The organism is Terriglobus tenax (genome assembly GCF_025685395.1).
Lineage (GTDB): Bacteria > Acidobacteriota > Terriglobia > Terriglobales > Acidobacteriaceae > Terriglobus > Terriglobus tenax.
On record NZ_JAGSYA010000003.1, the window covers coordinates 389346 to 412731 of the forward strand.

General features: G+C 61.4%; 19 protein-coding genes. 9 read left to right on the plus strand and 10 right to left on the minus strand.

Translation table 11 applies throughout. The features are described from left to right. Window positions 1–30: 30 nt before the first annotated feature. Window positions 31–1917, plus strand: a complete 1887-nt coding sequence (dxs, locus tag OHL13_RS01700) for a 1-deoxy-D-xylulose-5-phosphate synthase (RefSeq protein WP_263408381.1) — start codon at window positions 31–33, stop codon at window positions 1915–1917. Between the two features lie 253 nt (window positions 1918–2170). Here the strand turns inward: dxs and OHL13_RS01705 are convergent, their stop codons facing one another. The 3 genes from OHL13_RS01705 to OHL13_RS01715 are packed head-to-tail and all read right to left on the minus strand — an operon-like array spanning window position 2171 to window position 4868. Continuing rightward, window positions 2171–3580: a hypothetical protein gene (locus OHL13_RS01705; RefSeq protein WP_263408382.1), complete on the minus strand. Its 1410-nt coding sequence runs from the start codon at window positions 3578–3580 to the stop codon at window positions 2171–2173. Next, complete coding sequence (locus tag OHL13_RS01710; protein WP_263408383.1) at window positions 3577–4473, minus strand: ABC transporter ATP-binding protein; 897 nt, start codon at window positions 4471–4473, stop codon at window positions 3577–3579. Before OHL13_RS01710 ends, OHL13_RS01705 begins: the two co-directional genes overlap by 4 nt. After that, on the minus strand, window positions 4470–4868 hold the full coding sequence (locus OHL13_RS01715) for a GntR family transcriptional regulator (RefSeq protein WP_263408384.1): 399 nt from the start codon (window positions 4866–4868) through the stop codon (window positions 4470–4472). Before OHL13_RS01715 ends, OHL13_RS01710 begins: the two co-directional genes overlap by 4 nt. Before the next feature lie 78 nt (window positions 4869–4946). On the opposite strand from OHL13_RS01715, the gene glpK reads away from it, so the two are divergent. Next, the gene (glpK, locus tag OHL13_RS01720; protein ID WP_263408385.1) at window positions 4947–6458 is read left to right on the plus strand and encodes a glycerol kinase GlpK; all 1512 of its coding nucleotides are present in this window, start codon (window positions 4947–4949) and stop codon (window positions 6456–6458) included. After that, window positions 6459–7187, plus strand: a complete 729-nt coding sequence (locus OHL13_RS01725) for an MIP/aquaporin family protein (RefSeq protein ID WP_263408386.1) — start codon at window positions 6459–6461, stop codon at window positions 7185–7187. Between the two features lie 151 nt (window positions 7188–7338). Here OHL13_RS01725 and OHL13_RS01730 read toward each other — a convergent pair whose 3' ends face one another. The 3 genes from OHL13_RS01730 to OHL13_RS01740 form a co-directional block, all read right to left on the minus strand. Continuing rightward, complete coding sequence (locus OHL13_RS01730; protein ID WP_263408387.1) at window positions 7339–8907, minus strand: glycerol-3-phosphate dehydrogenase/oxidase; 1569 nt, start codon at window positions 8905–8907, stop codon at window positions 7339–7341. Window positions 8908–9196: 289 nt separating this feature from the next. Next, window positions 9197–11197: a M3 family metallopeptidase gene (locus OHL13_RS01735; RefSeq protein WP_263408388.1), complete on the minus strand. Its 2001-nt coding sequence runs from the start codon at window positions 11195–11197 to the stop codon at window positions 9197–9199. A gap of 247 nt (window positions 11198–11444) precedes the next feature. Then, entirely contained in the window at window positions 11445–11777 is a 333-nt protein-coding gene (locus tag OHL13_RS01740) for a phage holin family protein (RefSeq protein WP_263408389.1), read from the minus strand. 76 nt (window positions 11778–11853) lie between these two features. Between OHL13_RS01740 and OHL13_RS01745 the strand changes: the two genes are divergently transcribed. From OHL13_RS01745 to OHL13_RS01760, 4 genes are all read left to right on the plus strand, one after another. After that, complete coding sequence (locus OHL13_RS01745) at window positions 11854–12558, plus strand: TetR/AcrR family transcriptional regulator (protein ID WP_263408390.1); 705 nt, start codon at window positions 11854–11856, stop codon at window positions 12556–12558. Next, window positions 12555–12980: a cupin domain-containing protein gene (locus OHL13_RS01750; protein ID WP_263408391.1), complete on the plus strand. Its 426-nt coding sequence runs from the start codon at window positions 12555–12557 to the stop codon at window positions 12978–12980. Before OHL13_RS01745 ends, OHL13_RS01750 begins: the two co-directional genes overlap by 4 nt. Window positions 12981–13086: 106 nt before the next feature. Beyond that, the gene (locus tag OHL13_RS01755) at window positions 13087–13968 is read left to right on the plus strand and encodes a hypothetical protein (RefSeq protein WP_263408392.1); all 882 of its coding nucleotides are present in this window, start codon (window positions 13087–13089) and stop codon (window positions 13966–13968) included. A 167-nt stretch (window positions 13969–14135) separates the two neighbouring features. Then, window positions 14136–15002, plus strand: coding sequence for a hypothetical protein (locus OHL13_RS01760; RefSeq protein WP_263408393.1), 867 nt, complete (start codon window positions 14136–14138; stop codon window positions 15000–15002). Window positions 15003–15071: 69 nt separating this feature from the next. On the opposite strand, the gene OHL13_RS01765 is transcribed toward OHL13_RS01760, so the two are convergent. Further along, the gene (locus OHL13_RS01765; protein ID WP_263408394.1) at window positions 15072–15272 is read right to left on the minus strand and encodes a cold-shock protein; all 201 of its coding nucleotides are present in this window, start codon (window positions 15270–15272) and stop codon (window positions 15072–15074) included. A gap of 372 nt (window positions 15273–15644) precedes the next feature. Between OHL13_RS01765 and OHL13_RS01770 the strand changes: the two genes are divergently transcribed. Both OHL13_RS01770 and OHL13_RS01775 read left to right on the plus strand, forming a co-directional pair. Continuing rightward, window positions 15645–18986 (plus strand): TonB-dependent receptor, encoded by a 3342-nt coding sequence (locus OHL13_RS01770; RefSeq protein WP_263408395.1) that lies wholly within the window; start codon window positions 15645–15647, stop codon window positions 18984–18986. 103 nt (window positions 18987–19089) lie between these two features. Next, entirely contained in the window at window positions 19090–20130 is a 1041-nt protein-coding gene (locus OHL13_RS01775) for a glycosyl hydrolase family 18 protein (RefSeq protein ID WP_263408396.1), read from the plus strand. A gap of 149 nt (window positions 20131–20279) precedes the next feature. On the opposite strand, the gene OHL13_RS01780 is transcribed toward OHL13_RS01775, so the two are convergent. From OHL13_RS01780 to OHL13_RS01790, 3 genes are all read right to left on the minus strand, one after another. Next, window positions 20280–21593, minus strand: coding sequence for a methyltransferase family protein (locus OHL13_RS01780; RefSeq protein ID WP_263408397.1), 1314 nt, complete (start codon window positions 21591–21593; stop codon window positions 20280–20282). Window positions 21594–21631: 38 nt separating this feature from the next. Further along, entirely contained in the window at window positions 21632–22567 is a 936-nt protein-coding gene (locus tag OHL13_RS01785) for a hypothetical protein (protein ID WP_263408398.1), read from the minus strand. Window positions 22568–22830: 263 nt separating this feature from the next. Further along, window positions 22831–23385, minus strand: a complete 555-nt coding sequence (locus OHL13_RS01790) for a DUF1643 domain-containing protein (RefSeq protein ID WP_263408399.1) — start codon at window positions 23383–23385, stop codon at window positions 22831–22833. Between the last annotated feature and the right edge of the window lies 1 nt (window position 23386).

A 23386-nucleotide genomic window follows, 5' to 3' on the forward strand; every position in this document is an offset into this window, starting at 1 on the left:
CGGCGGCTTTTGACCGTCGAAAACATAACGATGAGCCTGCTTAACCAGATACATTCGCCCGCGGACGTCAAAAAGCTTTCCATTCCTGAGCTGACCCAGCTCGCAGAAGAGATCCGCGAACGGCTCATTGTCGGTGTTTCTCGGACTGGTGGCCATATCGGCCCCAATCTCGGCGTGGTGGAACTCACCATCGCTATGCACTATGTGTTTGATACGCCGAAAGATAGCTTCGTTTTCGACGTTTCGCACCAGGCCTATGTGCACAAGCTTCTGACCGGTCGCGCCAGCCAGTTTGAGACCATCCGCCAGCCCGGCGGCCTCAACGGCTTCATGCTCCGCACCGAAAGCGAGCACGACAGCTTCGGCGCAGGCCACGCAGGCACGGCTCTTTCCGCCGCCCTCGGCATGGCCGTCGCCCGCGATATGTCCGGTGGCGACGAACACATCGTCGCCTTGGCCGGCGACGCCGCCTTCACCAACGGCGTCACCATGGAGGCGCTGAACAACATCGCCACCTCTACCAAGCGCCTTATCGTCGTTCTGAACGATAACGCCTGGTCTATTGACCGTAATGTCGGAGCCATCGCCTCCTACCTGCACAAGATCGTCACCAATCCGACCTTCGTCACCTGGCATGATCGCGCTGTTGATCTCATCGAGCGCATCGGCGGCAAGGCCGCCAAGCACGTCGCCCAGAAAGCCGAAGGCGCAGCCAAAGGCCTCATCGGTCCCGGCATGCTCTTTGAGGAGTTCGGTCTCAACTACTTCGGCCCCATCGACGGCCACGACCTGCCACTGCTGATCGAGACCTTCAAATTCCTGAAGCAGCAGAACAAGCCCGTAATCCTGCACGCCATCACGCAGAAGGGCCGCGGCTTCCAGCCCGCCCTCGAAAAGCAGAAGAAGTTCCACGGCCTCGGCCCGTACGACCCCGAAACCGGCGAGACCAAGTCCACCGGGCAAAAAACATATTCTGAAATCTTCGCCGAGTCGCTGAACAAGCTGGCTGACAAGAACGACAAGGTCGTCGCCATCACCGCCGCCATGCCTAACGGTACCGCGCTCGACCTCTTCCGCCCGCACCACCCCAATCGCTACTTCGACGTAGGCATCGCGGAAGAGCACGCCGTTATCTTCGCCGCCGGTATGGCCACCAAGGGCTACAAGCCCTTCTGCGCCATCTACAGCACCTTCCTGCAGCGCGCCTTCGATCCCATCGTGCACGACGTCTGCCTGCAGAACCTGCCGGTCGTCTTCTGCATGGACCGAGGCGGCCTCTCCGGTGACGACGGCCCAACCCATCACGGCCTCTTCGACATCAGCTACCTCCGCGGCATCCCCAACATCATCCACATGGTGCCCAAGGACGAAGACGAGCTGGCGGACATGATGTACACCGCCATGTTGCACCCCGGTGCCTCGGCCATCCGCTACCCGCGCGGCACCGGCCCCGGAACCCCGGTCAAGGACAACCCCGTCGCTCTCGAGATCGGCAAGGCCGAAATTATCCGCGACGGCAGCGATGTGGCTATCTTCGGGCTGGGAGCGCTCCTGCCGTTGGCACAGGAGATGTCCGACCGCCTTGCCTCCGAAGGCCTCTCCGCAGCCGTCATCAATCCCCGCTTCGCCAAGCCGGTGGACCGCAATACGATTGCCCACTACGCAAAACAGTGCGGCCTCATCGTCACCTTCGAGGACCACGTCCTCGCCGGCGGCTTCGGTTCAGCGGTGCTCGAAGCCCTGAACTCCCTCGAGATCCAGGTTCCGGTCGTCCGCATCGGCTGGCCCGATGAGTTCATCGAACACGGCAAGGTAGAAGCCCTGCGTGAGAAGTACGGCATCACGGTCGACGCCGCCATGCAACAGGCCCGCCCCTTCCTCAACGCCATCATGAAGAGCCACCTGGTCGCCCACTAAACCCTTTCTGGTTGTCGTCCGCAGGGATCTGCTTTTCATCCAACCGGGTGCCTACGCTCGCAAACCGGGATCCCCGGAGACTTGGTCGTTGGGGTGGAACGCTAGGTTGGGTTCGTAAGCCAGATGTGGGAAATCGAGCAAAGCTCGATCCGCTTCGCCTAAGGCAAGGCTTCAGTCATGTAGAAGAAGTCTCCCAAAGAAATAAAAACGCCGGCCTCGATGGCCGGCGCCCCTCGCAGCGAAGAAGGCCTACCTACCTCCCCCGATACGACCCAATCCTCACCCCATCCACATCCATCACCAAGCGAAACCGCCCAGCCTCCCCATACTCGGTAAACCGCATCGCATCCCCTGCACAGACCTTCTCCTTAAACGGCAAACCCTCTATCACCACCGGATCAGGCACCGTCCCCGCAGGCACATGTCGCAGCACCGTCGACGCGCCACCTCCACACGCCGCGGCCTCTACTCGCGTAGGAACCCACTCACGATACGGATACCGGCAATAGACCTTCCCCGCAATCAGGGAACAGGCGCCATCCATCGGCCCATCAAACTTCGCAGCCGCCCTCACCTCTCGTAAATGCACAGGCCTCCACTCCTCCGCCACCAGTTCCAGATGCACCTTCGCATCTGCCGCAGCCAGGTTGTTGAACACGCGCTTCGGCATCAGAAAACCAATCGTATGCTCTCCCACCACCGCACTCTCCCACGGCAGGGCATAGTGCACCTCTCCACTGTCTATTTCCACCGCCACATGCGTCTCGCGCAGCTTCGCATCGGCAGTGAAGCCGTCGATATGCATCGGCAGCTTCACCTCCATCATGTCCTTCGGAACATCCATGTCCTCGCCGCGTTCGTCATAGGGAGTGCTTCCCAAAAACACCAGCCGCAACGAACTCGCTTTTGGATAATGACTCCTAATCAGCACCTTCACCGGAGTACCAAATCCTCCCCGGTCATACCCAAACATCATCAGCAGGAACAACATCAGCAAGCCCACGATTGCCCATCGGGAACGCAGCGTCCTCCGTCGTGCGTACTGATAGATCAGGATCGTCACCATCAGCCCGCCCATTACCACGCAGAACACCGCCAGCGAATACGGTGGGGACATTCGCATGTCCGTCCCCGACATCACAAAGGTCAACAGCCCTGCCCACGCCACCATCAGCCCCGCGACAAACGTAAACATCATCGCCAGGTTCTCCGTTACCGAGGCCACCAACAGCAACGGCAGCCACGCATGCAACGCAAACCGCATCAGCGTCAACGCCATGCCGTCCTTATCCGCGAACGGATTCAATCCGGCCACCAGAAGCATCGCCCACTGCATCAGCGCCAAGGGAAGTCCCACGAACATCACAACAAACAGCGCCTTCGCTCCCAGCAATGACTGCCACCGGTAAGGCCGCGTAATCCAGAACTGTTCCTGGCCCAGCAGGTTGTCGCCATGCACCGCGCGCGCAATCATGACGAGCCAGCATGCAGGAATCAACACCTTCAGCAGCGTCACAAACAGCGCCAGCATCTGGCTGGGAGCTTGCCCTAACCGCACCTGTGGAGCCGCCACGGCAAATGCCACCAGCAGCAGCGCATACACACAAAGCTCCGTCCGCAGATTCCGTGCATCCTTCCAGAAAACCAGCCATACCTGCTTCATGCGTGGCCCGCCTTGTTCAAGGCTAGAAAGATCGCACGCAGGTTCATGCCCTCGGACTGCACCGCTACGGCCTGCGGCATCAACGCGCGAATTGCATCCTCATGCCCATCCACATCCGCCTGCATATCCACAAACCGAAGCATCGCGCCCTTCGCCTCCGCTGCCACACACCCGTTGGGCAGCGCCGTCTTCATACGTTCCGCCACATCTCCCGCAAAGGTCACCGTCACCTCTCTGCATCGAGCCAGCAACTCATCAATCGGCTCAGCAAACAGCAGCCTTCCCTCGCGCAGAAACGCTATATGCGTCGCAAAGGTCTCCATCTCTTCCAGATCGTGGGAGCTGATCAACACCGTCGTCTCGCCATCATGTGTCCGGTCCAGCAGTGTCTGAATCAACTCCGTCCTCACCGCAATATCCAACCCGGAGAACGGCTCATCCATCACCAGCAACTCCGGACCAAAGGCCAGCACACTGGCCAATGCCAGTTTCATCCGCATGCCGCGCGAAAGATCTTTGATCTTCCGCTCCGCAGGCAATTGCAACTCCTCCAGCAATCCCTCATCGTTCCACCTGGGATACATCGGTCGCAGATGCCGCATCAACCCGCTAACGGTCATCCATTCCGGCATCTCCTGGTTCTCTGACACATACCCAATACGGGTAAACGCATCCCCGCGTAGAGAAGCCGTTGGCATCCCAAGCACCGTGGCTTCACCCGTTGTCGGCTCAAGAATATTCAGCAGCAGTTTGATCAACGTGCTCTTGCCCGCTCCGTTGTGGCCAACCAGCGCAACAATCGCACCGCGCGGCACCGCCAGGTCCATCGCTTCCAGCACCGTGCTTTTGCCTATCCGCTTGCTCAATTGGCGCGCATCAATCGCCGGAGTCATTTGTAGCTCTCCTCGTGGCTTGAAAGCCGCCGCCAGTGCCGCCGGACTGCCTCCAGCACCTCCTCCACATCAATCGACAGCCGCTTGGCCTCTACCACCAGCTCTTCCATCTGCCGGTTCAGCAACTCGGTGCGCTCGCTGGAACTCGACCCCGGCAGCTTCGCCACCACCGTTCCAATGCCCGGATGCGATTCCAGCAACCCGTCGCTCAGCAGCTGCGCAATCACCTTGTGCGCCGTGTTGGGATTGATCTTCAGTTCCCGCGAAAGCGTGCGCACCGAGGGAAACGCATCGCCCGGGCGGAGCTGTCCGCTCACAATGGCGCGCGTCGCAGCATATACAGCCTGCTCGTAGATCGGAACTCCAGGTCGGGATTGCAGCCGAAACGGAATCATGATGTGTTCTAGTACGCATAGTACACCTTCCACCCTTCAAGCAACATGCTTATGATGGGAGCGACTCTTGGAGGCCAAATGTCACAACCCGCCGGCTACATCGGCGCCATCGACCAGGGCACCACCAGCACACGATTCATGGTCTTCGACCGCCGCGGACGTATCGTCTCCGTCGCGCAGAAAGAGCACGAGCAGATCTTTCCCCGTGCCGGATGGGTCGAGCACGACCCCCTCGAAATCTGGCGGCGCACCATGGAGGTTATCGACGAAGCCGTCGAGGCCCGCGGCCTGCGCCCCAAGGACTTCGCCGCCATCGGCATCACCAACCAGCGCGAAACCACCGTCGTCTGGAACCGGCTCACCGGCATCCCTGTCTATAATGCCATCGTCTGGCAGGACACCCGCGTCGCCGACATCGTTCAGCAACTCGCGAAAGATGGCGGAAAAGATCGCTTCCGCCCGCAGACCGGACTTCCGCTCACCACTTATTTCAGCGGCCTCAAGCTCAAGTGGATTCTCGACAACGTCAAAGGCGCGCGGGAAGATGCTGAGCGGGGAGAGCTTCTCTTCGGCACCATCGACAGCTACCTGCTTTGGAACCTGACCGGCGGCATCCACGGCGGCATCCATGCCACCGACGTTACCAACGCCAGCCGCACGCAGCTGATGAACATCGAAACCCTGGCATGGGACGACAGCATCCTCGCCGCGCTCTACATCCCCAAACAGGTGCTGCCGCAGATCAAGTCCTCCAGTGAACATTTCGGCGACCTGAAGCGCACCTCGCTTGAAGGCGTCAGTATCTGCGGCATTCTCGGTGACCAGCATGCCGCGCTCGTCGGCCAGACCTGCTTCTCTCCCGGCGAGGTGAAGAACACCTACGGCACCGGCTGCTTCCTCCTGATGAACACCGGTACTGAGCGCAAGGTCTCCACGCATGGCCTGCTCACCACGCTGGCTTACAAGTTCGGCGACCAGCCACCGGTCTACGCTCTTGAAGGTTCCATCGCCATCGCTGGAGCGCTCGTCCAGTGGCTGCGCGACAACCTCGGCCTCATCTCTTCCAGTACGGAGATTGAGCCGCTGGCCCAGACCGTCAACGACAACGGCGGCGTCTACTTCGTTCCCGCCTTCAGCGGTCTTTACGCGCCCTACTGGAAGGACGATGCTCGCGGTGTCATCGCTGGCCTCACCCGCTACGCCAACAAGGGCCACATCGCCCGCGCCGTTCTGGAAGCCACCGCCTTTCAGACCCGCGAGGTCGCCGAAGCCATGGAGAACGACTCCGGCATCCAGCTCACGCAACTCCGCACCGACGGCGGCATGGTCGCCAACGAGATGCTCATGCAGTTCCAGGCCGACATCCTGGACAAGGCTGTCATCCGCCCCGCCATGCGCGAAACGACCTCTCTGGGCGCGGCCTACGCTGCGGGGCTGGCCTCCGGCTACTTCGACGGCATCGACGAGCTGGCCGCAAACTGGGAGGCGGACCGCACCTGGCGTCCGCAGATGGACGCCGCCGAGCGTGCGCACCTGTACAAGCAGTGGAAGAAGGCCGTCACGCGGACCTTCGCGTGGGTGGAGGACTAAATGCTCTCTCCGTTCGTTGGAGAATTTCTCGGCACCGCCGTTCTTATCCTCATGGGTGAAGGCGTCGTCGCCGGCGTTCTACTGAAGGGCAGCAAGGCAGAGAACGCGGGCTGGATCTCGATTACCGCCGCATGGGGCTTCGCCGTCTTCTGTGGCGTCATCACGGCAATTGCCTGCGGCTCCCCAGCAGCGCACCTCAATCCCGCCGTCACCATCGCCGTCGCCGTACACACCGGGCAGTGGGCCACCGTGCCCTCGTTCCTGCTGGCTCAGATGCTCGGCGGCGCTGCCGGAGCCGCCATCAACTGGTTCTTCTGGATGCCGCACTGGGCTATGACAGAAGACCAGGGAGCAAAGCTCGCTGTCTTCTGCACCGCTCCCGCCGTCCGCAAGCCATGGCTCAACCTTCTGCAGGAAGCCATCGCCACCGGAGTCCTTCTGCTGGTCATCGAGTGCATCGGCTCCAGGCTCTTTGCTATATCAGGACCAGCACCCGGCCTCTCGCCTTATCTGGTGGCTATTCTCGTCTGGGGCGTCGGCCTCTCGCTCGGAGGAACCACCGGCTACGCCATCAATCCCGCCCGCGATCTGGCTCCACGTCTGATGCACCAGTTGCTGCCGGTAGCAGGCAAGGGAAGCTCCGACTGGAGCTACGCCTGGGTTCCCGTCGCCGGTCCCATCCTCGGAGCCATTGTCATGGGCCTGGCCTTCCGCGCGCTCGGCATTTAGCTTTTCTTGCTTTGTCATCTCGACCGGAGCGAAGCGAAGTGGAGGGACCTGTATTTGCTTTTCTTGTATTCTGTCAGCCTGGAAGGATCTGCTTCTCCCCGCCACAACTCTGGGTGCCCCATCCATCGCGAAGCGATGGGTGGGAAGAGAATCAGCCCCGGCTCTCCGCCAGATAAAACCGCTCCGCCAGCTCCGTAAACGCCGCCACCTGCCCTGCCTGCCAGGCCTCATCCTTGCCCAGCTCAGTCGCCAGAATCTCCGCCACCTTCGGCGCCGACCGCACTGCGGCCTTCGCATCCAGGATCAGCGCGCGGCAACGGCGGCTCAGTACATCCTCCACCGTCCGCGCCATCTCCGCACGGGCGGCATACACCACCTCGGCACGCAGAAAGGGAAGCGCGCCATCCAGCTTTTCTCCCAGGGCCGGCTCGTTCCCAATCAGCGTCTCAATGGCCACGCGCGCCGTTCCATACCGAGACATGTGGTCGCGCGGGTCGCCCGCCTTCATCGGAGCGCCGTGCAGCAACAGCGTCTCTGTCCTGCACTCCTTTGCCGCCAGAGCTCCATGCTTGATGGCAAAGTCCACCAGGTCCTGCGCCATGCGGCGATAGGTGGTCCACTTGCCACCGGCAATCGTCAGCAGGCCCGAAGGAGAAATCTCAATATGGTGCTCGCGCGACAGCTTTGAGGTTGCCGCCGCTGCGCCCGTCACCAGCGGCCTTAAGCCCGAAAAGACCGACAGAATATCCGCCCGCGTAATCGTGTGCTGCAGGTACGGATTGATGTGGTGCAACAGGTAGTCAATCTCATCGGCCTCATGCCCCGGCTCAGTCTCCGGCTTCGGAGCAGCCAGGTCCGTCGTTCCGATCACCACCTTGCCCAGCCACGGAATCGCAAAGATCACACGGCCGTCCTCGGTCTTCGGCACCATGATGGCGTGCCCGCTGCCCAGTACGGTCGGCGGCACCACAATGTGCGTTCCGCGCGAGACATTCAGCAGCGGAGCTTCCTTCGGATCATCCAGGTGCCGCAGATCGTCCGTAAAAATGCCAGTGGCATTTACAAACACCTTCGCGCGCACCGTGATCGCTTCACCCGTCTCCTGGTCCCACACCAGCGCACTGGTGATCTTGTCGTGGGCCTTGGAGAAGGCAACGCAGCGCACATAATTCAGCACCACCGCGCCATGGTCTACCGCCGTGCGCGCCAGCGCCAGCGCAAACCGCGCATCGTCAAACTGCCCATCGTGATAGACAACCGCCCCCTTCAGGTTCTTCTGCGCAATGTTCGGCAGCAGGGCAACGGTCTTTTTTTTGCCAAGGATCGAGGTTGGCCCCATCGTCGCCTTGCCGCTCAGCAGGTCATACAGCTTCAACCCTGCGCCATACCACGGCAGATCGAACCACTTATAAGCCGGAGTCACAAACGGCAGCGGCTGTACCAGGTGCGGCGCGTTGTGCAACATCGCCGCACGCTCATGCAGCGCCTCATACACCAGGTGGATCTGGCCGGAAGCCAGGTACCGCACCCCGCCATGCACCAGCTTGGTCGCACGAGAACTCGTCGCATGGGCAAAGTCTCCAGCGTCGATCAGTGCCGTGCGATAGCCTCGTGTCACCGCGTCCACCGCAATGCCAAGCCCGGTAGCGCCGCCACCGAGAATCAGCAAGTCGAATTCTTCTGTTTGCAGCCGGTGCAGAGCCTGTGCGCGATCGTTCATGCCAGTAGCGCCATCCTACGCCTCCCACGTTAAACAGAAAACCCACCAAAGAGGGGGAAGGTCTGCTGTTTTCGTTGCGCCATTCTTCGCCACGGGCGAAGGGTGTGGTATCGCGCAACGCGCGACGCTCTATCGCTGTCATCCCCACCTTCGCGAAGCGAAGTGGAGGGGCCTGCATTGTCCGCTCGTCCGGGCACGGCTTCAGCCGCGCCAAAAATACCCCAAAGCAGCAAAAACGCCGGCCTTGATGGCCGGCGTCCCACTTGCTTGTCATCCTGAAACAATCCACCTATTCCTTCGGCAGTCCCAGCGCAATCCACTTCTTCAGCGCATCCATTGACTGCGGACGTCCCAGGAAGTCCTTGATCAGCTCATTCGCCGGCTTGCTTCCACCCGGCTCCAGCACCGTCCGCCTGTACTTCATCGCCGCCGGTCCGCCCAGCAGGTCCTTCGGATCAAATGCGCTGAACAGGTCCACCGCAATCACCTTGTCCAGCACGTAGGTGTAGTAGTTCGACGAGTAGCCGGTCAGGTGCGTAAAGCTGGCATACATGTGGCTGTCATCCAGGAACAGGTACGGCGTGTGCTCCACGAACGTCTTCTTGTTCAGTGCGTCCAGGTCCACCTGCTCCGGTGCACGGTCATGCACCGCCAGCGACAGCTCCGAGTAGCGAAGCTGACTCTGCACCCAGCTCCCGCGGGCAAAGCGTCCGGCCAGTACCATCTTCTCAATCGTCGCCGTCGGCAGTACTTCTCCGGTCTTGTAGTTCTTGGCAAACGATTGCAGAATGCCCGTGTCTTCGAAGAACTCCTCCAGCATCTGCGACGGAGCCTCCACGAAGTCCCGTTCCGTGCTCACACCCGCCGTGCCCGCCCACTTGCCATGCCCGCCCAGCACCTCGTGCATCATGTGGCCAAACTCGTGGAAGAAGGTCACCACATCCGAGTACTGCAGCAGTCCCGGATCGCCATTTTCCGGCCCGGGGAAGTTGCACAGCAGCGCCGCCTCAGGAATTTGCGATCCCGAACCCGGAATCACGCCGCTCTCTGAGAACCACTTGTCCTTGCCCTCGCGCGGATGCATGTCCAGGTAAATGCGCCCGGCCAGCTTGCCCTGGTCATAGATGTCATACGCCGTGACGGTCGGGTTCCAGATCGGAGCCTTGCTCGGGCGGAACTCAATGTGGAACAGCTTGCCCGCCGTGGCCAGCACACCCTTCTCCACCTCCGGGTAAGGGAAGTACGGCCGCACGCTCTGCGAATCGAAGTCATACTTCGCACGGCGGTACTGCTCGCCCCAGTAGCTGGAGTCGCTCGCCTTCAGCGGCAGGGCCGACGGATCCTTCTCCTTCACAAACGCTTCCAGCAGGGCGAACTCCTTCTTCGCCGACGGACGCGAAGCGTCATCCACTTCCTTCAGGAAGGTCCTCAGGTTTGCAGCCGAGCCAATCATCATGTCGGCCGTCGCCATGTCCGCCCATGTCTTGAAACCCAGCGTCGTGGCCATCTCCTGCCGCGTCTTCAGCAGGTCCATCATCACGGCCTTGTTCGTGGGATAAGCCCGGTTGTTGTAGGCCAGGTACATCGCCTCGCGCAGCTTCGGGCTCTTCGCATATGTCATCACCGGCATCATGTCCGGCTGGTCGGTGGTCAGCGTAATGGTGCCGTCCGCGGCGGGCTTGTGCTTGGCCAGGTAGTCGGCCGGCAGGCCATCCAGTTCGCTGGCATCCTTCGCCACCACCTTGCGGACATCGTCCTGCACGGTGCGCGCAAAGTGCAGGCTCTGCTCGGTCATCTTGTCTGAAAGCTGACGCACCTTCTCGCGCGTCGCCGCGTCCTTGTCCACACCCGCCAGGCGATACTCCAGAAGCGTGCGCTCAAGGTAGTACTTGGTGGCCGGGTCAGCCTTGCCCGTGTCCACCGCCGCCAGCGCGTGGTAGACCTCCTGGTTCAGATTCAGCTCCGTACCCGCGGCGCTGATCGCCTGCAGCAGCTCCTGAGCCTTATCGCGCACATCCTTGTGATCATGCAGGCCAAACATCAGGTAGTCCTGGTTGCCGGCAATGTTGATGTGGAACAGCGCGCGATCGTATGGCTTCAGCGTGTTCTCCACCGTGCGCGTGCCTTTCACGGCCAACACCTCGGCCACCGCCTTCTTCTCCTCCGCCAGGTGATAGTTCACCCAGTTCTCAAGATCGGCAGGCGAAGCCATCCCTACCCACGCATGCAATGGGTCAACAGGAGGCTTGGGGGCAGGGGACTGGGCAACGGCGGAAACGGCAAGACTCATAAAAAGGGCAGTGCTCCGAATAAGATTCACGGGAGAGGGTCCTCGTTCTTCAATTGAGGTGCTTATTCTCTCACTACGCAATCAGATGCGCACCAGTTCCGGACAGCATCATGCTTGCCACAAATCCCGGTACCCCATTCACACGCAGCCTGAGTGGGAATCGTTTTTTGTTTGTCATCTCGCAGTGAAGCGAAGAAATCTGCTTTTTTCAGCCCAATACCGGGTGGGTTCGTGAGCCAGCAACCTCTTATACGTACGAAAACACAATATGAACCAGCACCAGCACAATGGCGCCCAGAAATGCCGCCAGAAACCGCCGGATGCGGAAGCCGGGAACGAGCTTGGCCGCAAAGTACAGCACCACGGCATTGATCACCAGCATCATCAGCCGCGGCAGCAGCCATACCAGCGGAAAGGTCAGCAGGCTCAGCAGCCAGCCCAGAGTCACATCCAGCAGGCCAACCACAAGGGCAGCGATCATCGCCGGCCCAAAGCCGTCCACCTCAAAGTCAGGGACGATATAGGCGGTAATCACCAGCGCAAGGGCACTCAGCAGCCACTCAATCAGCAGTCGGATCATGGCTGAGAGCATATCGCAGACAGCACGACAAGATTGATGTCAATTTTATTGACATCAATTTAGAAATCATGTCACGATGATTGACATGAAATCGCAGCGCACCTACTCCAGTCCACTTCGTCAGCAGCAAATGGACGAGACCCGACATCGCATCGTCGTGGCGGCGCTGGAACAGATCGCGCAGCACCCCGGCGAGCAGCTCTCGCAGGAACAGGTCGCCGCCCGCGCTGGCATTGCGCTGCGCACCGTCTATCGTCACTTTCCTGACCGCGAAGACCTGCTCGATGCTGTCTGGCAGGAGAGCGATCACCGGCTGCAGCTCACGCATTATCCCGAGACGGAAGAAGAGCTGCTCCATTCCATCGGACCGGTTTTTACGCGGATGGATGCCAACGCGACCGCCATGCGCGCCCTGTTGAACTCCACCGCCGGTCGCGAGATGAGAAAGCGCGACAACGAGCGCCGCCGCTCCGCTCTGGAGCGTGCCCTCGCCCCGGCAACGGCGCATCTGGATGAGTCCGGCCGCCGCACCGTGCTTGGAATCTTCCTCGCCATCTTCAGCGGACGCGGCTGGGAGGTCATGCGCGACCGGGCCCACCTGCGCGATGGCGAACCTGCCCAGGCGGCGGAATGGGCGGTGCGCGCTCTTCTTGCGCAGCTCTACCGGGAGCAGAAACTTTCCGCGCGCGAGGACAATCGCCGACCCAAACCTCGTGCAACGGCACGCAAAGCCAGGGCCGCATCCTCCGGAACACTCACCGGTAAAGGAGAGAGCAAGTGACAGTCAAAAAGCAGTTTCACGTCTTCGGTGAACTCGTCCAGGTCCTGGTCACCTCGGAAGAGACCCAGGGGGCATTTTGCGTTGTTCGCCAGTACTCCCTGCCAGGCGGTGGCCCTCCGCCGCATGTCCACCGCAACGAAGACGAGTGCTTCACCGTGATCGAAGGGGAATACGAGCTCTTCGACGGCACGCAGTGGAAGCCGGTCAGCCAGGGAGAGGTTGCATTCACCCTTCGCAGCCATCCCCACACCTTCCGCAATCGCGGAAACACCACGGGCTGCATGCAGTGCACGGCCATGCCCGGCGGTCTCGATCTCTATCTTGAGCAGCTCTCTCAACTTTCCATGCCTCCGATCATGGAAGATGTCGCGCGCGTCTCTGACCCGTTCGGCATCTCTTTTCTCCCCCCGGCGCAGGTGTAGCCCTCCCCCGGCAAGGCTCTCTGCCTCCTCTGGGCAGAGAGCCTCTGCGCTGTCCTCCTTGGCCAGTCTTGGGAACGAAACCTCTTCTGCCGCGTATAACCAGTACATGCGACTGCGCCCCCATCTGTCCGCACTCCTGCTCGCTGCGCCGCTCCTCGCGCAGCAGCCTGCCGACGAAAAGCCGCTCCCGGACATTCCCACCCTCATGCGTCAGGTGGAAGCCCATCAGCGCGCAGCCGACGAGTTGCGCAAGCGCTACACCTACCGCGTCCTCGCCACCCAGCGGGAGCTCGACGGCAAGGGCAACGCGAAAAAGACTGAGACCGAGGAGCGCGAGGTCCTCTTCCTCGAAGGTGTCCAGGTCACCCGCCTGCTGAAAAAAGACGGCAAGGAATTGACCGACAAGGAACGCCGCAAGGAAGAAGAACGCGTTCAGAAGGCAGTCGACAAGGCCAAAGAGCGCAAGGCCAAGGCCGACGCCAAGGACAAAGATACGGACGCCAACGGTCGCGACATGATCACCGTCTCGCGCATCCTCGAGCTCGGCCAGTTCAGCAATCCTCGACGCATTCTCATGGATGGCCGCCCCACCATCGTCGCCGACTACACCGGAGACCCGAAGGCAAAGACTCACAACCGCGGCGAAGAGGTTATCCGCGATCTGGTCGGCACCGCCTACATCGACGAGCAGGACCAGATCCTGCGCCGCGGAGAAGGCCGCTTTGCCCGCAACTTCAAAATCGGTGGAGGCCTGGTCGCCAGCATCCATGAAGGTAGCAGCTTCCGCTTTGAAAATACCCACGTCAACGACGAGATCTGGCTGCCGCGCCACGTCGAAGGCCACGGCAGCATCCGCGTCATGCTCTTCATGGGCTTCAACGGAGACATCTCCGCAGACTTCTCCGGCTACCGCCGCTTCCAGGCCACCAGCACAATCCTGCCGGAGGTCACGCGCGTCCCGGAAGACCAGGCGAAGCCGGAACAGTAGCCTCCTTTGTCATCCTGTAAGGATCCGCTTCTCGATCTGTCATCCTGGGGGCCCCACCCTCGCAACGCCAGCTCCGGCGTCCCTGCCATCTCCCAGCAATCAAACTTTCGCCGAACCGTCGCTTCTCCGTCACGCGTTCTTAAACGGACCTGCTCCATTCTTGGGGCATGATCTTCCCAACGCAGTGCTCCGCCTTCCGCAGAAGCTCTGGTTTCGAACGATCCACCAGGCTTCTTTGCCTTCTCGCAGCGCTCACCCTCCCTCTCCGGCTGCACGCACAACAGGCTGACCTCTCCAACCTCGTTCCGGAGATCATCGTCCACCAGCACGCCGCCGAAAACTTTCGCAAGCAGTCCTACTATTCCGGGCACGAGTCCCGCACTGAGTTCGACAGCCACGGCAACATACGCAAGCAGGAAGAACGCGACCTGGAAGCCACCGCGGAAGACGGCTTCCAGATCATTCGCACTCTCCGCCGCAACGGCCATCCCCTCACCGAAGAAGAGCAGCGCAAAGATAACGAGAGCATCCGCCAGCAACTCGCCAGGGCACGGGAGCACAAAGTGCATCCGCCAAACTCAGAGATCGCCGTCTCGCGTTTTCTGGAACTTGGCCATCTTTCCAATCCCCGGCCAGCCACCTACGACGGACGCCCCGCTCTTTTGCTCGATTACGTAGGGGATCCCGTCATGAAGGTCCGCAACCGCTTTGAGGAGGTGACCCGCTGCATGGCTGGCACCATCCTTGTCGATGAGCAGGACCGCTCTGTCATCCGGGTCGACGGCGCCTTTATCCGCGACTTCAAAATCGCCGGTGGCCTCCTGGTCGATATCCGGAAAGGCACGCAGTTCACCGTCGAGCAGCAGCGGGTGCAGCCCTCTCTCTGGCTGCCCGTACGCATGGACGCCACAGGTAGCCTGCGCGCACTTCTGTTTCTCAACTTCAACGGCAGTGCATCCGCCACCTACAGCCAGTACCGCGGACTGACTCCCGCAGATACGCTCACCGCGCATGCCGCCGGGCTGCGCGATTAAAACAAAATGGCAGCCCAAGGGGCTGCCATTTTGCTTTACATCCTGTCCTCGAAAAGTACAGCAGTTGGACTACAGCGGCTGTACGTCGCTCGCCTGCCAGCCCTTCGGTCCTTTGACTACGTTGAACTGGACCGCCTGGCCTTCCTGCAGGCTCTTGAAGCCGTTGGAATTGATGGCGGAGTAGTGAACAAACACGTCCTCACCATTCTCACGGCTAATGAAGCCAAACCCCTTGGCGTCGTTAAACCACTTCACTGTTCCTTGTTCCATGTTGCAAATTCCTTGTGCGGATAGAGTTATGACGCTGAATCCAAATGGGGTTCGGCAGAGTTTTACCTTTGCTTGAGACCAATCTGTTTCAAACGATGCCTGTAGCGTACCACAACCATCAACGTCAAGCACAAGACCGAAAAATGTCTTTGCTCACCTTTCCCAGGCGTTGACGTCCGCATCCGCACCCCCTCCGAACTAGGTCATCTGTCCGATGCGGATTCACGCAGCGTTCACCTAGTCTTTACCGAAACGAGGGTCATTTTGACCGAATTCGTAAAGATCAATCACTGTAATTGATTTATTTGCTGCCCTTTTGCCTCCCGGTTCGCCTCCTGCAAATGGAGATAACTTCCCCGTGGAGCGTAAGAAATGAAGAAAGGCCAGTGTTTCGCACTCCTATTTTGTTGTTTCACCATCCTGTTCGCCTTCCGGCTTCAAGCCCAGACGATTACCGGCACCATCAGTGGAACGGTGACCGATAGCACTGGAGCCGTCGTTGCGAATGCGGCGGTCGTCGCGAAGAATACTTCGACCGGAGTGGAAAGCAATACCACCACCAATGCGGAAGGCCAGTACGCCATCCGTTTCCTGCAGATCGGTCAATACACCGTCACCATCTCACAGCAGGGTTTTTCCAACTTTTCCACCCAGCCCTTCGCGCTGGAGGTCAACCAGGTCGCCAAGATCGACGGCAAGCTGAGCGTCGGTGAGGCAAGCTCCTCGGTGACCGTTGAGTCCAACGTCCAGCCCATTCTGGACACCGATAACTCCACCATCACCACCACCTTCACCGCGAACACCATCCAGAACCTGCCGCTGAACGGTCGCAACTTCTCGTCCGTCACCATGTTCCTTCCCGGAGCCGTGGCCACGGACCCCACTGGCATGACCGGCACCAATGCCATCGAGCGCAGCACCAACCAGTCCGGCCAGGTCAGCGTCAACGGCAACCGTAACCAGTCCAATAACTATCTGCTCGACGGTATTGAGATCAACGAGACCATCAACAACGTCATCGGCTACAACCCCAGCCCCGACGCCATCGAGAACCTCACCGTCATCACCTCCAACGCAGGCGCTGAATACGGCAACGTCAACGGCGGCGATGTCGTGGCCGTGCTGAAGAGCGGTACCAACAAGATCCACGGATCGGCCTTCGCCTTCCTGGAGAACCACAACCTCGACGCCAACACCTGGGCCAACAACTTCGCCGGCAACCCCCGCCAGCCCTTCACGCAGACCATCTTCGGCGGCACCATCGGCGGACCCCTCCTGAAGGACAGGCTCTTCTGGTTTGCCGACTACCAGGCCGCCCGTTATCACAAGGGTGGAACCCAGGCCGCAACCGTTATTCCGCAGGCATTCCGCAACGGAGACTTCTCCTCGCTGCCCGTCCAACTCACGCACTATGTTGCCGGTCAGGGACGTGTGAACTACGTCAACAACCAGGTGCCCATCACCAACCCGGTGGCGCAGTACCTGTTCGCCCACCCGGAGCTGTATCCTCTGCCCAACCGTCCTGGCACCGACTCGCTCGGCATCCAGAACAACTACCTCGGCAGCTACCGCAACACCGTCCGCAATGACCAGGGTGACGTAAAGATCGACGCCCGCATCACCGCGCGCGACACCATCATGGGCCGCTACTCGCAGGGCGAGGCCAGCGACGCAACGCCGAAGACCCCCATCGCCATCACCTTCCCCGGAACCAACAGCTATCCCTTCAAGGGCGTGGCTCTCAACTGGGTCCACACCTTCTCACCGCGCCTCATCAACGAGGCTCGCGGCGGCTGGTCCCGCATCCGCTGGGTGCAGGGCATTCCGCAGGACACCACAGGTGTCTTCGGCACCAACGGCAACACACTCGTCGGCATCGGCGGAACTCAGCCCTATCCCGGCTTCTCGCTCATGGACTTCGCCAGCGGCCAGGGTGCGCTGAACACCACCTACCTCACCGGTATCGGGACCTTCGGTGGCGGCTCCTCGCTCATCAACAACATCTTCACCTACGGCGATAACCTCACGTGGCAGCTCGCCAGGCACTCCCTGCACTTCGGCATCGAGGTGCTGCGCTACCAGCAGAACAACTTCTACCCCGGCAACGACGGCGTGATGGGACGTATCCAGTTCAGCGGCGCCTTCACCGGCTCCACCATTCCTGACTTCGTCTCCAACCAGGTCTGGTACTCCGGCATCGCCGGCAACGTTGGCCGCAGCGGCCAGCGCCAGTACCGCACCGCCGGCTTCGTGCAGGACGACTGGAAGATGTCGCCCACCCTCACCGTCAACCTGGGCGTGCGTTATGAGTTTGACCAGCCCATCTACGAGGTCAACAACAAGCAGGGCAACGTCGACCTGGCTACCGGCAACTACTACACCGCCAACCAGCAGGGCGCAGCCGCCATCTTTGGCAACGCCCGCGCTCTGTACCACCCCGTCTATACCAACATCATGCCGCGTATCGGCTTTGCGTATAACCCGGTTCCGAGGTTCGTCCTCCGTGGCGGCTACGGCATCACCAACTACCTGGAAGGCACCGGCGCGAACCTTCGCCTCAACTTCAACCCGCCCTTCCAGCCCGCATATGCCTACACCGCGGTCGCTCCCAGCGGCAACAACGCCGGAACTCCGCTCACCGTGCAGACCGCCTTCCCCAGCAACATCTCCGGAACGCTGGCCAGCAACTTCTACCGTGCCTGGGACTCCCGCCTGCGCCCTGCCTTCATCCAGCAGTTCTCGCTGTCGACCGAGTACCAGCTCGACAACAAGACCTCCGTGGTGGTGGGCTACGTTGGTCAGACAGGTCAGCACCTGATCAACGCCCGCGCCGGCAACCAGATCCGCCAGGGACAGACCGTTGCTCCCTACGCCAACCTGGTCGGCCAGACCGGCAGCGTCGTCGTCACCGAGAGCCGCTCGATGATGAACTACAACGCCGGACAGGTGCAGGTACGCCATCGCCAGAGCATGGGCCTGGAGTACCAGGTGAACTACACCTACTCCAAGTCCATGACCAACAGCCCCGGCTTCTACGGAGTCTCCGGAGTCTCCGGCGCCAGCGCCTACTGGCAGGATGGCTATAACGCTCGTGGCGACTACGGCCCCTCCGGCATGGACGTCCGCCACAACGTGACCGGAACCATGGTCTACCAGCTCCCCTTCGGCCGCGGTCAGCACTTCGGCAGCAACATCAACCGCTTCACGGACCTCGCCGTCGGCGGATGGAAGGTCACCGGTACGGCCATGCTCTACTCCGGCCTGCCCGTCACCATCAGCGGACCCAACACCACCAGCTACAACAACCGTGCCTCGCGCGCTGACCACTACCGCAAGATGCACATCGTCAACCGCACCGTGCAGAACTGGTGGGGAACGGATCCCTCGGCCACGCCCTGCACCGCCAGCTCCTCGGGCCTGGTCGTCGACAACGGCGTCTGCGCCTATGCACCCTCACAGCCTGGCCAGTTCGGCACCTCCGGCGTCAACACGGAGCGCGCTCCGGGCTACCGCCAGATCGACCTGACCGCCGGCAAGGCCTTCCACATCACTGAGTCCCAGAACGTGGAGTTCCGCGCCGACTTCTTCAACGCCTTCAACATGGCCAGCTACAAGAACCCGGCCAACGGCGTCACCGACTCCAACTTCGGTCAGATCACCGAAACGCGCAGCCCGCAGCGTCAGATCCAGTTCTCGCTGCACTACGCGTTCTAACTTCTCACTGCACTACTCCAACCGAGCCTCATCCCATGCACGCCTCCCCGGGATGAGGCTCGTCTTTTTGCACTCCACGCTTGCATATAGTCTTGAGCCAGCAATGAAACTGCTTGCCGCGCTCCTTCTGCTTGCCTCCTCCGCTTTCGCTCAACCAGCAAAATCCATGCTGTACCTGCGCAATAACCAGCGCGGCATTGACAGCTTCCTGGCCCACCGCAGGCAGATCGACATCCTTGTCCCCACCTGGTACCAGGTGGACGCAGACGGCCACGTGACCGGCGCCCCCAACCCCACCATCCTCTCCGCCGCGCGCCAGTCCCACATCGCCGTCGTGCCCATCGTCGCTCTTTTCAACAAGGACGCAGCCCACCACCTGCTCACCACGCCCGCCGCGGAAGACAGCTTCGCTAACGGCCTTCTCGTCCTCTGCCGCGAGCATCACTACACCGGCATCCAGCTCGACATTGAAAACATTCTCGCCACCGACCGCGACCCCTTCACCGCGATGGTCCGCAAGCTCTCAGAAGCCCTGCACCGCGAGCACTTCGAGCTGCAGATCGCCGTCGTTCCACCCGCTCCCGGCCAACCCGGCGAGACCGCCTTCGGCCGCTGGATCTGGGAAGAATGGCGCGGCGTCTTCGACCTGAAAGCCATCGCTCCGTTTGTCGACGCCATCGGCCTGATGACCTACGACCAGCACACCCGCTACACCATGCCCGGCCCCGTCGCCGGATGGAACTGGACCCGGCAGAACCTCGACTACGCCCTTGCGCAGGGAGTCCCGCGCAACAAGCTCTACCTCGGCATCGCTCTCTACGGTTACCACTGGTTCACCGGCGACCCCATGTTCGACCACAAGGAGCCGCACCCCAACCTCACCGCCGACTACATCTCCTGGCGCGACTCCATGCAACTGCTGCACACCTACGCCCCCGGCAGGCTGCCGCAGTGGGACGCCGACGAACACACCGAATGGTTCTACTTCTACCGCGACCAGATGCGCGAATACATCTTCCTCACCGGCCGCCGTACCTTCGCCGACCGCTACCGCCTGGCCCAGCAGGAACACCTCGCGGGCTTCTGCTCCTGGGTCCTGGGCGAAGAAGACCCCGCCATCTGGCAGCTCCTGCCAAAGCACTAACGGACAACCCACACTCCGGGTGCCCCATATCTGCGCAGCAGATGTGGGAAATCGAGCGAAAGCGAGACCGTTTCGCTTACGGGCACGGCTTCAGTCGTGCCGAAGAATCCGACGCAAGAAACAAAGGGCGCCGGCCTCGATGGCCGGCGTTACGTTTTGATCACGGTTCTGCATCCAATCTCCCGCTCCCCCAACCCACACCCATCCATCACCACCTGCACCACCCACCACACCCCTGGCATCCCAAGCACCATCCCCGCAAACGCCCATCCAAAGTGCACATGCTCCAATGCGCGGAACACCGCCCGAACCCCATCCGCGCCGTACTCCCCATCTTCATAACGCACCCGCCGCAGACGTTGCGTTGGGTGCTCCTCCGCCGCGCGAATCACCATGCCCCGCACCTCGTGCCGCTCAAACCACAGCCGCACCTCGCTGCACGGACCACATGCAGCGCTTACCCAAAGCACCGCGGGCGCAGCATCCGGTTCCACATACGGTCTCCATCGCACACGCCAGTCCCGCACCTGCCCGCGATACCGAACCCAACGCTCTCCAAACCGCAGGCGCAGGTCCTCGCCTTCATCCCACGCCGCCAGTCCGGCGGAGTACACCACGCTGACCACAGCACCCAGCGCCAGCCATCCACTCCGCAACACAGCCGCCCATGCCAGCATCACCAGCACGCAGCTCAACTGCATCGGGTTCGCCACATAGCGATACACCCCACTCACCACCAGCCTCCGCGGCGGATCAAACGGAATCGGCGTCCCCGCGCCGCGCACCCCGAACTCCCGCGCCGCCGCCACACCCATCACGCCCAGCAGGAGCACGCATTGGACAGCAACGGCTCCCAGGGCGTTTTCCCAACGCGGGTGGGTTCGAAGCCAACACAAGCGCTGTTCCCAACCACCACCACGCAACACAAACACACACTCCGGCAGCAGAAACAGAACCACCATCCCCGCCATCACCACCTGCATCCAGGCCCTTCGGGCAGGGAAGCGCTGCACCCTCGTCCACTCACCCAGCAACACCGCGGGCAGCAGGCCTACAACCACAAACCCCGCTTCTCCCCAAAGCCACTCTCGCGAAAGCACAAGTACCGGCGAGCACATCGGCATCACCAGCAGGTCAAAACTCACCAGGGTCACTACCCGCCACGCCCACGGCAAGCTTCCCGGTAGCAACACGGGCACGGCGCCCCACAATACCACCCACCCCAGGTACGCCTCCAGCGGCATGCCACGCACAGCCGGGCCATGGACCGTAAACTTCCACCATCCCGCACGCTGATTCACCGTCTGCAACGCCCACAGCACAGGCAACAGCCACAACACCGCCACCAGCACCGCCGCGCCTGTGCGGCTACGGTTCCGTGCGGGAGCAAGAATCCATCCAGCTACCGCCATCACCATAGGTCCATACAACATCCCCACTCGCACCGCGACCTCATGTGTCATCCACGCACCTCGGGGAACTAACAACCAGGAACCAATGACTACCGTGGGTCCGCATCCGCCGCAATCAGGTAGTCCGCCGCCTGCTTCACGGCAAACCGCTCCCACGGCCCGAAGTACCACGCCGGATCAAGCCTCCGTGCATACTGGATCGTCCACCGCACCTCGCTCTGTCCCGGTGCCACTTCATGCCATCGCACCTCGCTCACCTCCCACGCCATCCATTGCCGCAGGTGTGTCTCATCGCTCACGCGTTCAAAGCGAACATACCCCGGTCCGCTGGCCGCCACCCGCATCACCAGGTCGCCTGGCCCATCGCCTTCCGCCCCGCTGAAGTGCATCCGCCGCAGATCTCCCACCCGCAGGCCGGTGCCCTGAACCGCAAGCGGGCGAGGGAAGCCTATCCGCAGAAAGCCGGGAAGAGGCGTCTCCGGCCGCAGTCCGGCAGCCAGTGCCTGCTCTACCTGTGCCGGAGCGGCCCGTACCACCCGCACCGTCTCCACCCGTTCGCTGCGCGCGAACGAGAGCGTCGGCGTCACACCCTCCAGCGCCATCGGCAACAATGCCAGCCAGGCCCAGGCAAAGACGCTGCGGTCTTTGTCCTCGCGCTGCTTCTTGCGCGCGTAATCAAGGCAAGCTCCTGTAACCAGCCCCACCGCAAAGAAGAGCGGCGACGCGAACAGGATGCACAGGTATCCCTCGCCCGCCAGTGGAGCAGCCGTGAGCAGAATAATGGCCAGCCCCTTCACAATGGCGCCCTTGGCCGTCTTCGCCTTGGGCGTAAATGCCAGTAGAACCGCCAGCACCACGGGAATACCGATAAACATCAGCCCCGTTGTTCCCAGTCCGCCGCGCCACACCGTCTTGTAGACAATTGCTCCGGCAACAGCCGCTACGGCGATCATTGCAGCCAGCATCCACTGCTCATCCGAAGGCCACCTGCCCTTGTCTTCGCGGTCCAGCTCATCTGCCCACATGGAACACCTCGATTCTGAACGTGTTCAGTATTGCGCCGCGCTAAGCCCTCGTCAAGGATTTTCTGAACACGTTCACAAACATCTATATCCAGGGGATCTTTTGTCACCCTGGAGGAATCTGCTTCTTCCGCCACAACGGGGATGCCCCATTCACGCGCAGCGTGAGCGGGAATCGAGCGGAGGGAGCAGGGGCCTTCAGGCCGCTGAAAACCTGCCAAACAAGCAAAGAACGCCGGCCTCGATGGCGGCGTCCCCCAGACTCCCTACAGCTTCCACTCCACCGGCACCACCGTCTCCGGCAGATACAACGGGTGCCACGGAATTCCCTGCTTGCTCAGCCGCAACACCTGCGGGGTCACGCTGGCCTTCTCGCAGAGCAGCCTCGCCACCTGCTCACCGCGCGCCCGCAGACGTTTGTCCACCGGAGTTCCATAGGCAAAGACCACCACATCCGAGTCCTTCGCCATCTCGATCAGGTAGCGATCATTCTCCGGACCCACCGGGTCCTCCACTTCCAGAAGACGCTTCTGCTCGGTCGCGCGATAAGCGAAGGTGTTGCCCACATACAGCCCGCCGTAACCCCACTTCCGCGCCAGGCGGCCGCACTTGGCCACCGTCGGATCGTCCACGTCGATGTCGGCGGTGCTCGGATTCATCATTACGAACAGGATGTGAGGTTTCGCCTCATCCCAGATGCGTTTCAGCGTGTAGCGGTACTCGTTGTGTTTCCCGCCAAACTCCGCCGTGCTCGTCGCTCCGGCGTAGACCGCCAGCCGCACCTTGCCTCCCGGGTCGTGCGCTTTCACCTTCTTCGCCATC

What these genes read in the sequence shown, in the direction of transcription:
- OHL13_RS01770 (WP_263408395.1), top strand. Translation starts at nt 15,645, where the DNA reads ATGAAGAAAGGCCAGTGTTTCGCACTCCTATTTTGTTGTTTCACCATC.
- OHL13_RS01710 (WP_263408383.1), bottom strand. Translation starts at nt 4,473, where the DNA reads ATGACTCCGGCGATTGATGCGCGCCAATTGAGCAAGCGGATAGGCAAA.
- OHL13_RS01740 (WP_263408389.1), bottom strand. Translation starts at nt 11,777, where the DNA reads ATGATCCGACTGCTGATTGAGTGGCTGCTGAGTGCCCTTGCGCTGGTG.
- OHL13_RS01780 (WP_263408397.1), bottom strand. Translation starts at nt 21,593, where the DNA reads ATGACACATGAGGTCGCGGTGCGAGTGGGGATGTTGTATGGACCTATG.
- glpK (WP_263408385.1), top strand. Translation starts at nt 4,947, where the DNA reads ATGTCACAACCCGCCGGCTACATCGGCGCCATCGACCAGGGCACCACC.
- OHL13_RS01760 (WP_263408393.1), top strand. Translation starts at nt 14,136, where the DNA reads ATGATCTTCCCAACGCAGTGCTCCGCCTTCCGCAGAAGCTCTGGTTTC.
- OHL13_RS01765 (WP_263408394.1), bottom strand. Translation starts at nt 15,272, where the DNA reads ATGGAACAAGGAACAGTGAAGTGGTTTAACGACGCCAAGGGGTTTGGC.
- OHL13_RS01755 (WP_263408392.1), top strand. Translation starts at nt 13,087, where the DNA reads ATGCGACTGCGCCCCCATCTGTCCGCACTCCTGCTCGCTGCGCCGCTC.
- OHL13_RS01725 (WP_263408386.1), top strand. Translation starts at nt 6,459, where the DNA reads ATGCTCTCTCCGTTCGTTGGAGAATTTCTCGGCACCGCCGTTCTTATC.
- OHL13_RS01705 (WP_263408382.1), bottom strand. Translation starts at nt 3,580, where the DNA reads ATGAAGCAGGTATGGCTGGTTTTCTGGAAGGATGCACGGAATCTGCGG.
- OHL13_RS01730 (WP_263408387.1), bottom strand. Translation starts at nt 8,907, where the DNA reads ATGAACGATCGCGCACAGGCTCTGCACCGGCTGCAAACAGAAGAATTC.
- OHL13_RS01775 (WP_263408396.1), top strand. Translation starts at nt 19,090, where the DNA reads ATGAAACTGCTTGCCGCGCTCCTTCTGCTTGCCTCCTCCGCTTTCGCT.
- OHL13_RS01745 (WP_263408390.1), top strand. Translation starts at nt 11,854, where the DNA reads ATGATTGACATGAAATCGCAGCGCACCTACTCCAGTCCACTTCGTCAG.
- OHL13_RS01735 (WP_263408388.1), bottom strand. Translation starts at nt 11,197, where the DNA reads ATGAGTCTTGCCGTTTCCGCCGTTGCCCAGTCCCCTGCCCCCAAGCCT.
- dxs (WP_263408381.1), top strand. Translation starts at nt 31, where the DNA reads ATGAGCCTGCTTAACCAGATACATTCGCCCGCGGACGTCAAAAAGCTT.
- OHL13_RS01715 (WP_263408384.1), bottom strand. Translation starts at nt 4,868, where the DNA reads ATGATTCCGTTTCGGCTGCAATCCCGACCTGGAGTTCCGATCTACGAG.
- OHL13_RS01790 (WP_263408399.1), bottom strand. Translation starts at nt 23,385, where the DNA reads ATGGCGAAGAAGGTGAAAGCGCACGACCCGGGAGGCAAGGTGCGGCTG.
- OHL13_RS01785 (WP_263408398.1), bottom strand. Translation starts at nt 22,567, where the DNA reads ATGTGGGCAGATGAGCTGGACCGCGAAGACAAGGGCAGGTGGCCTTCG.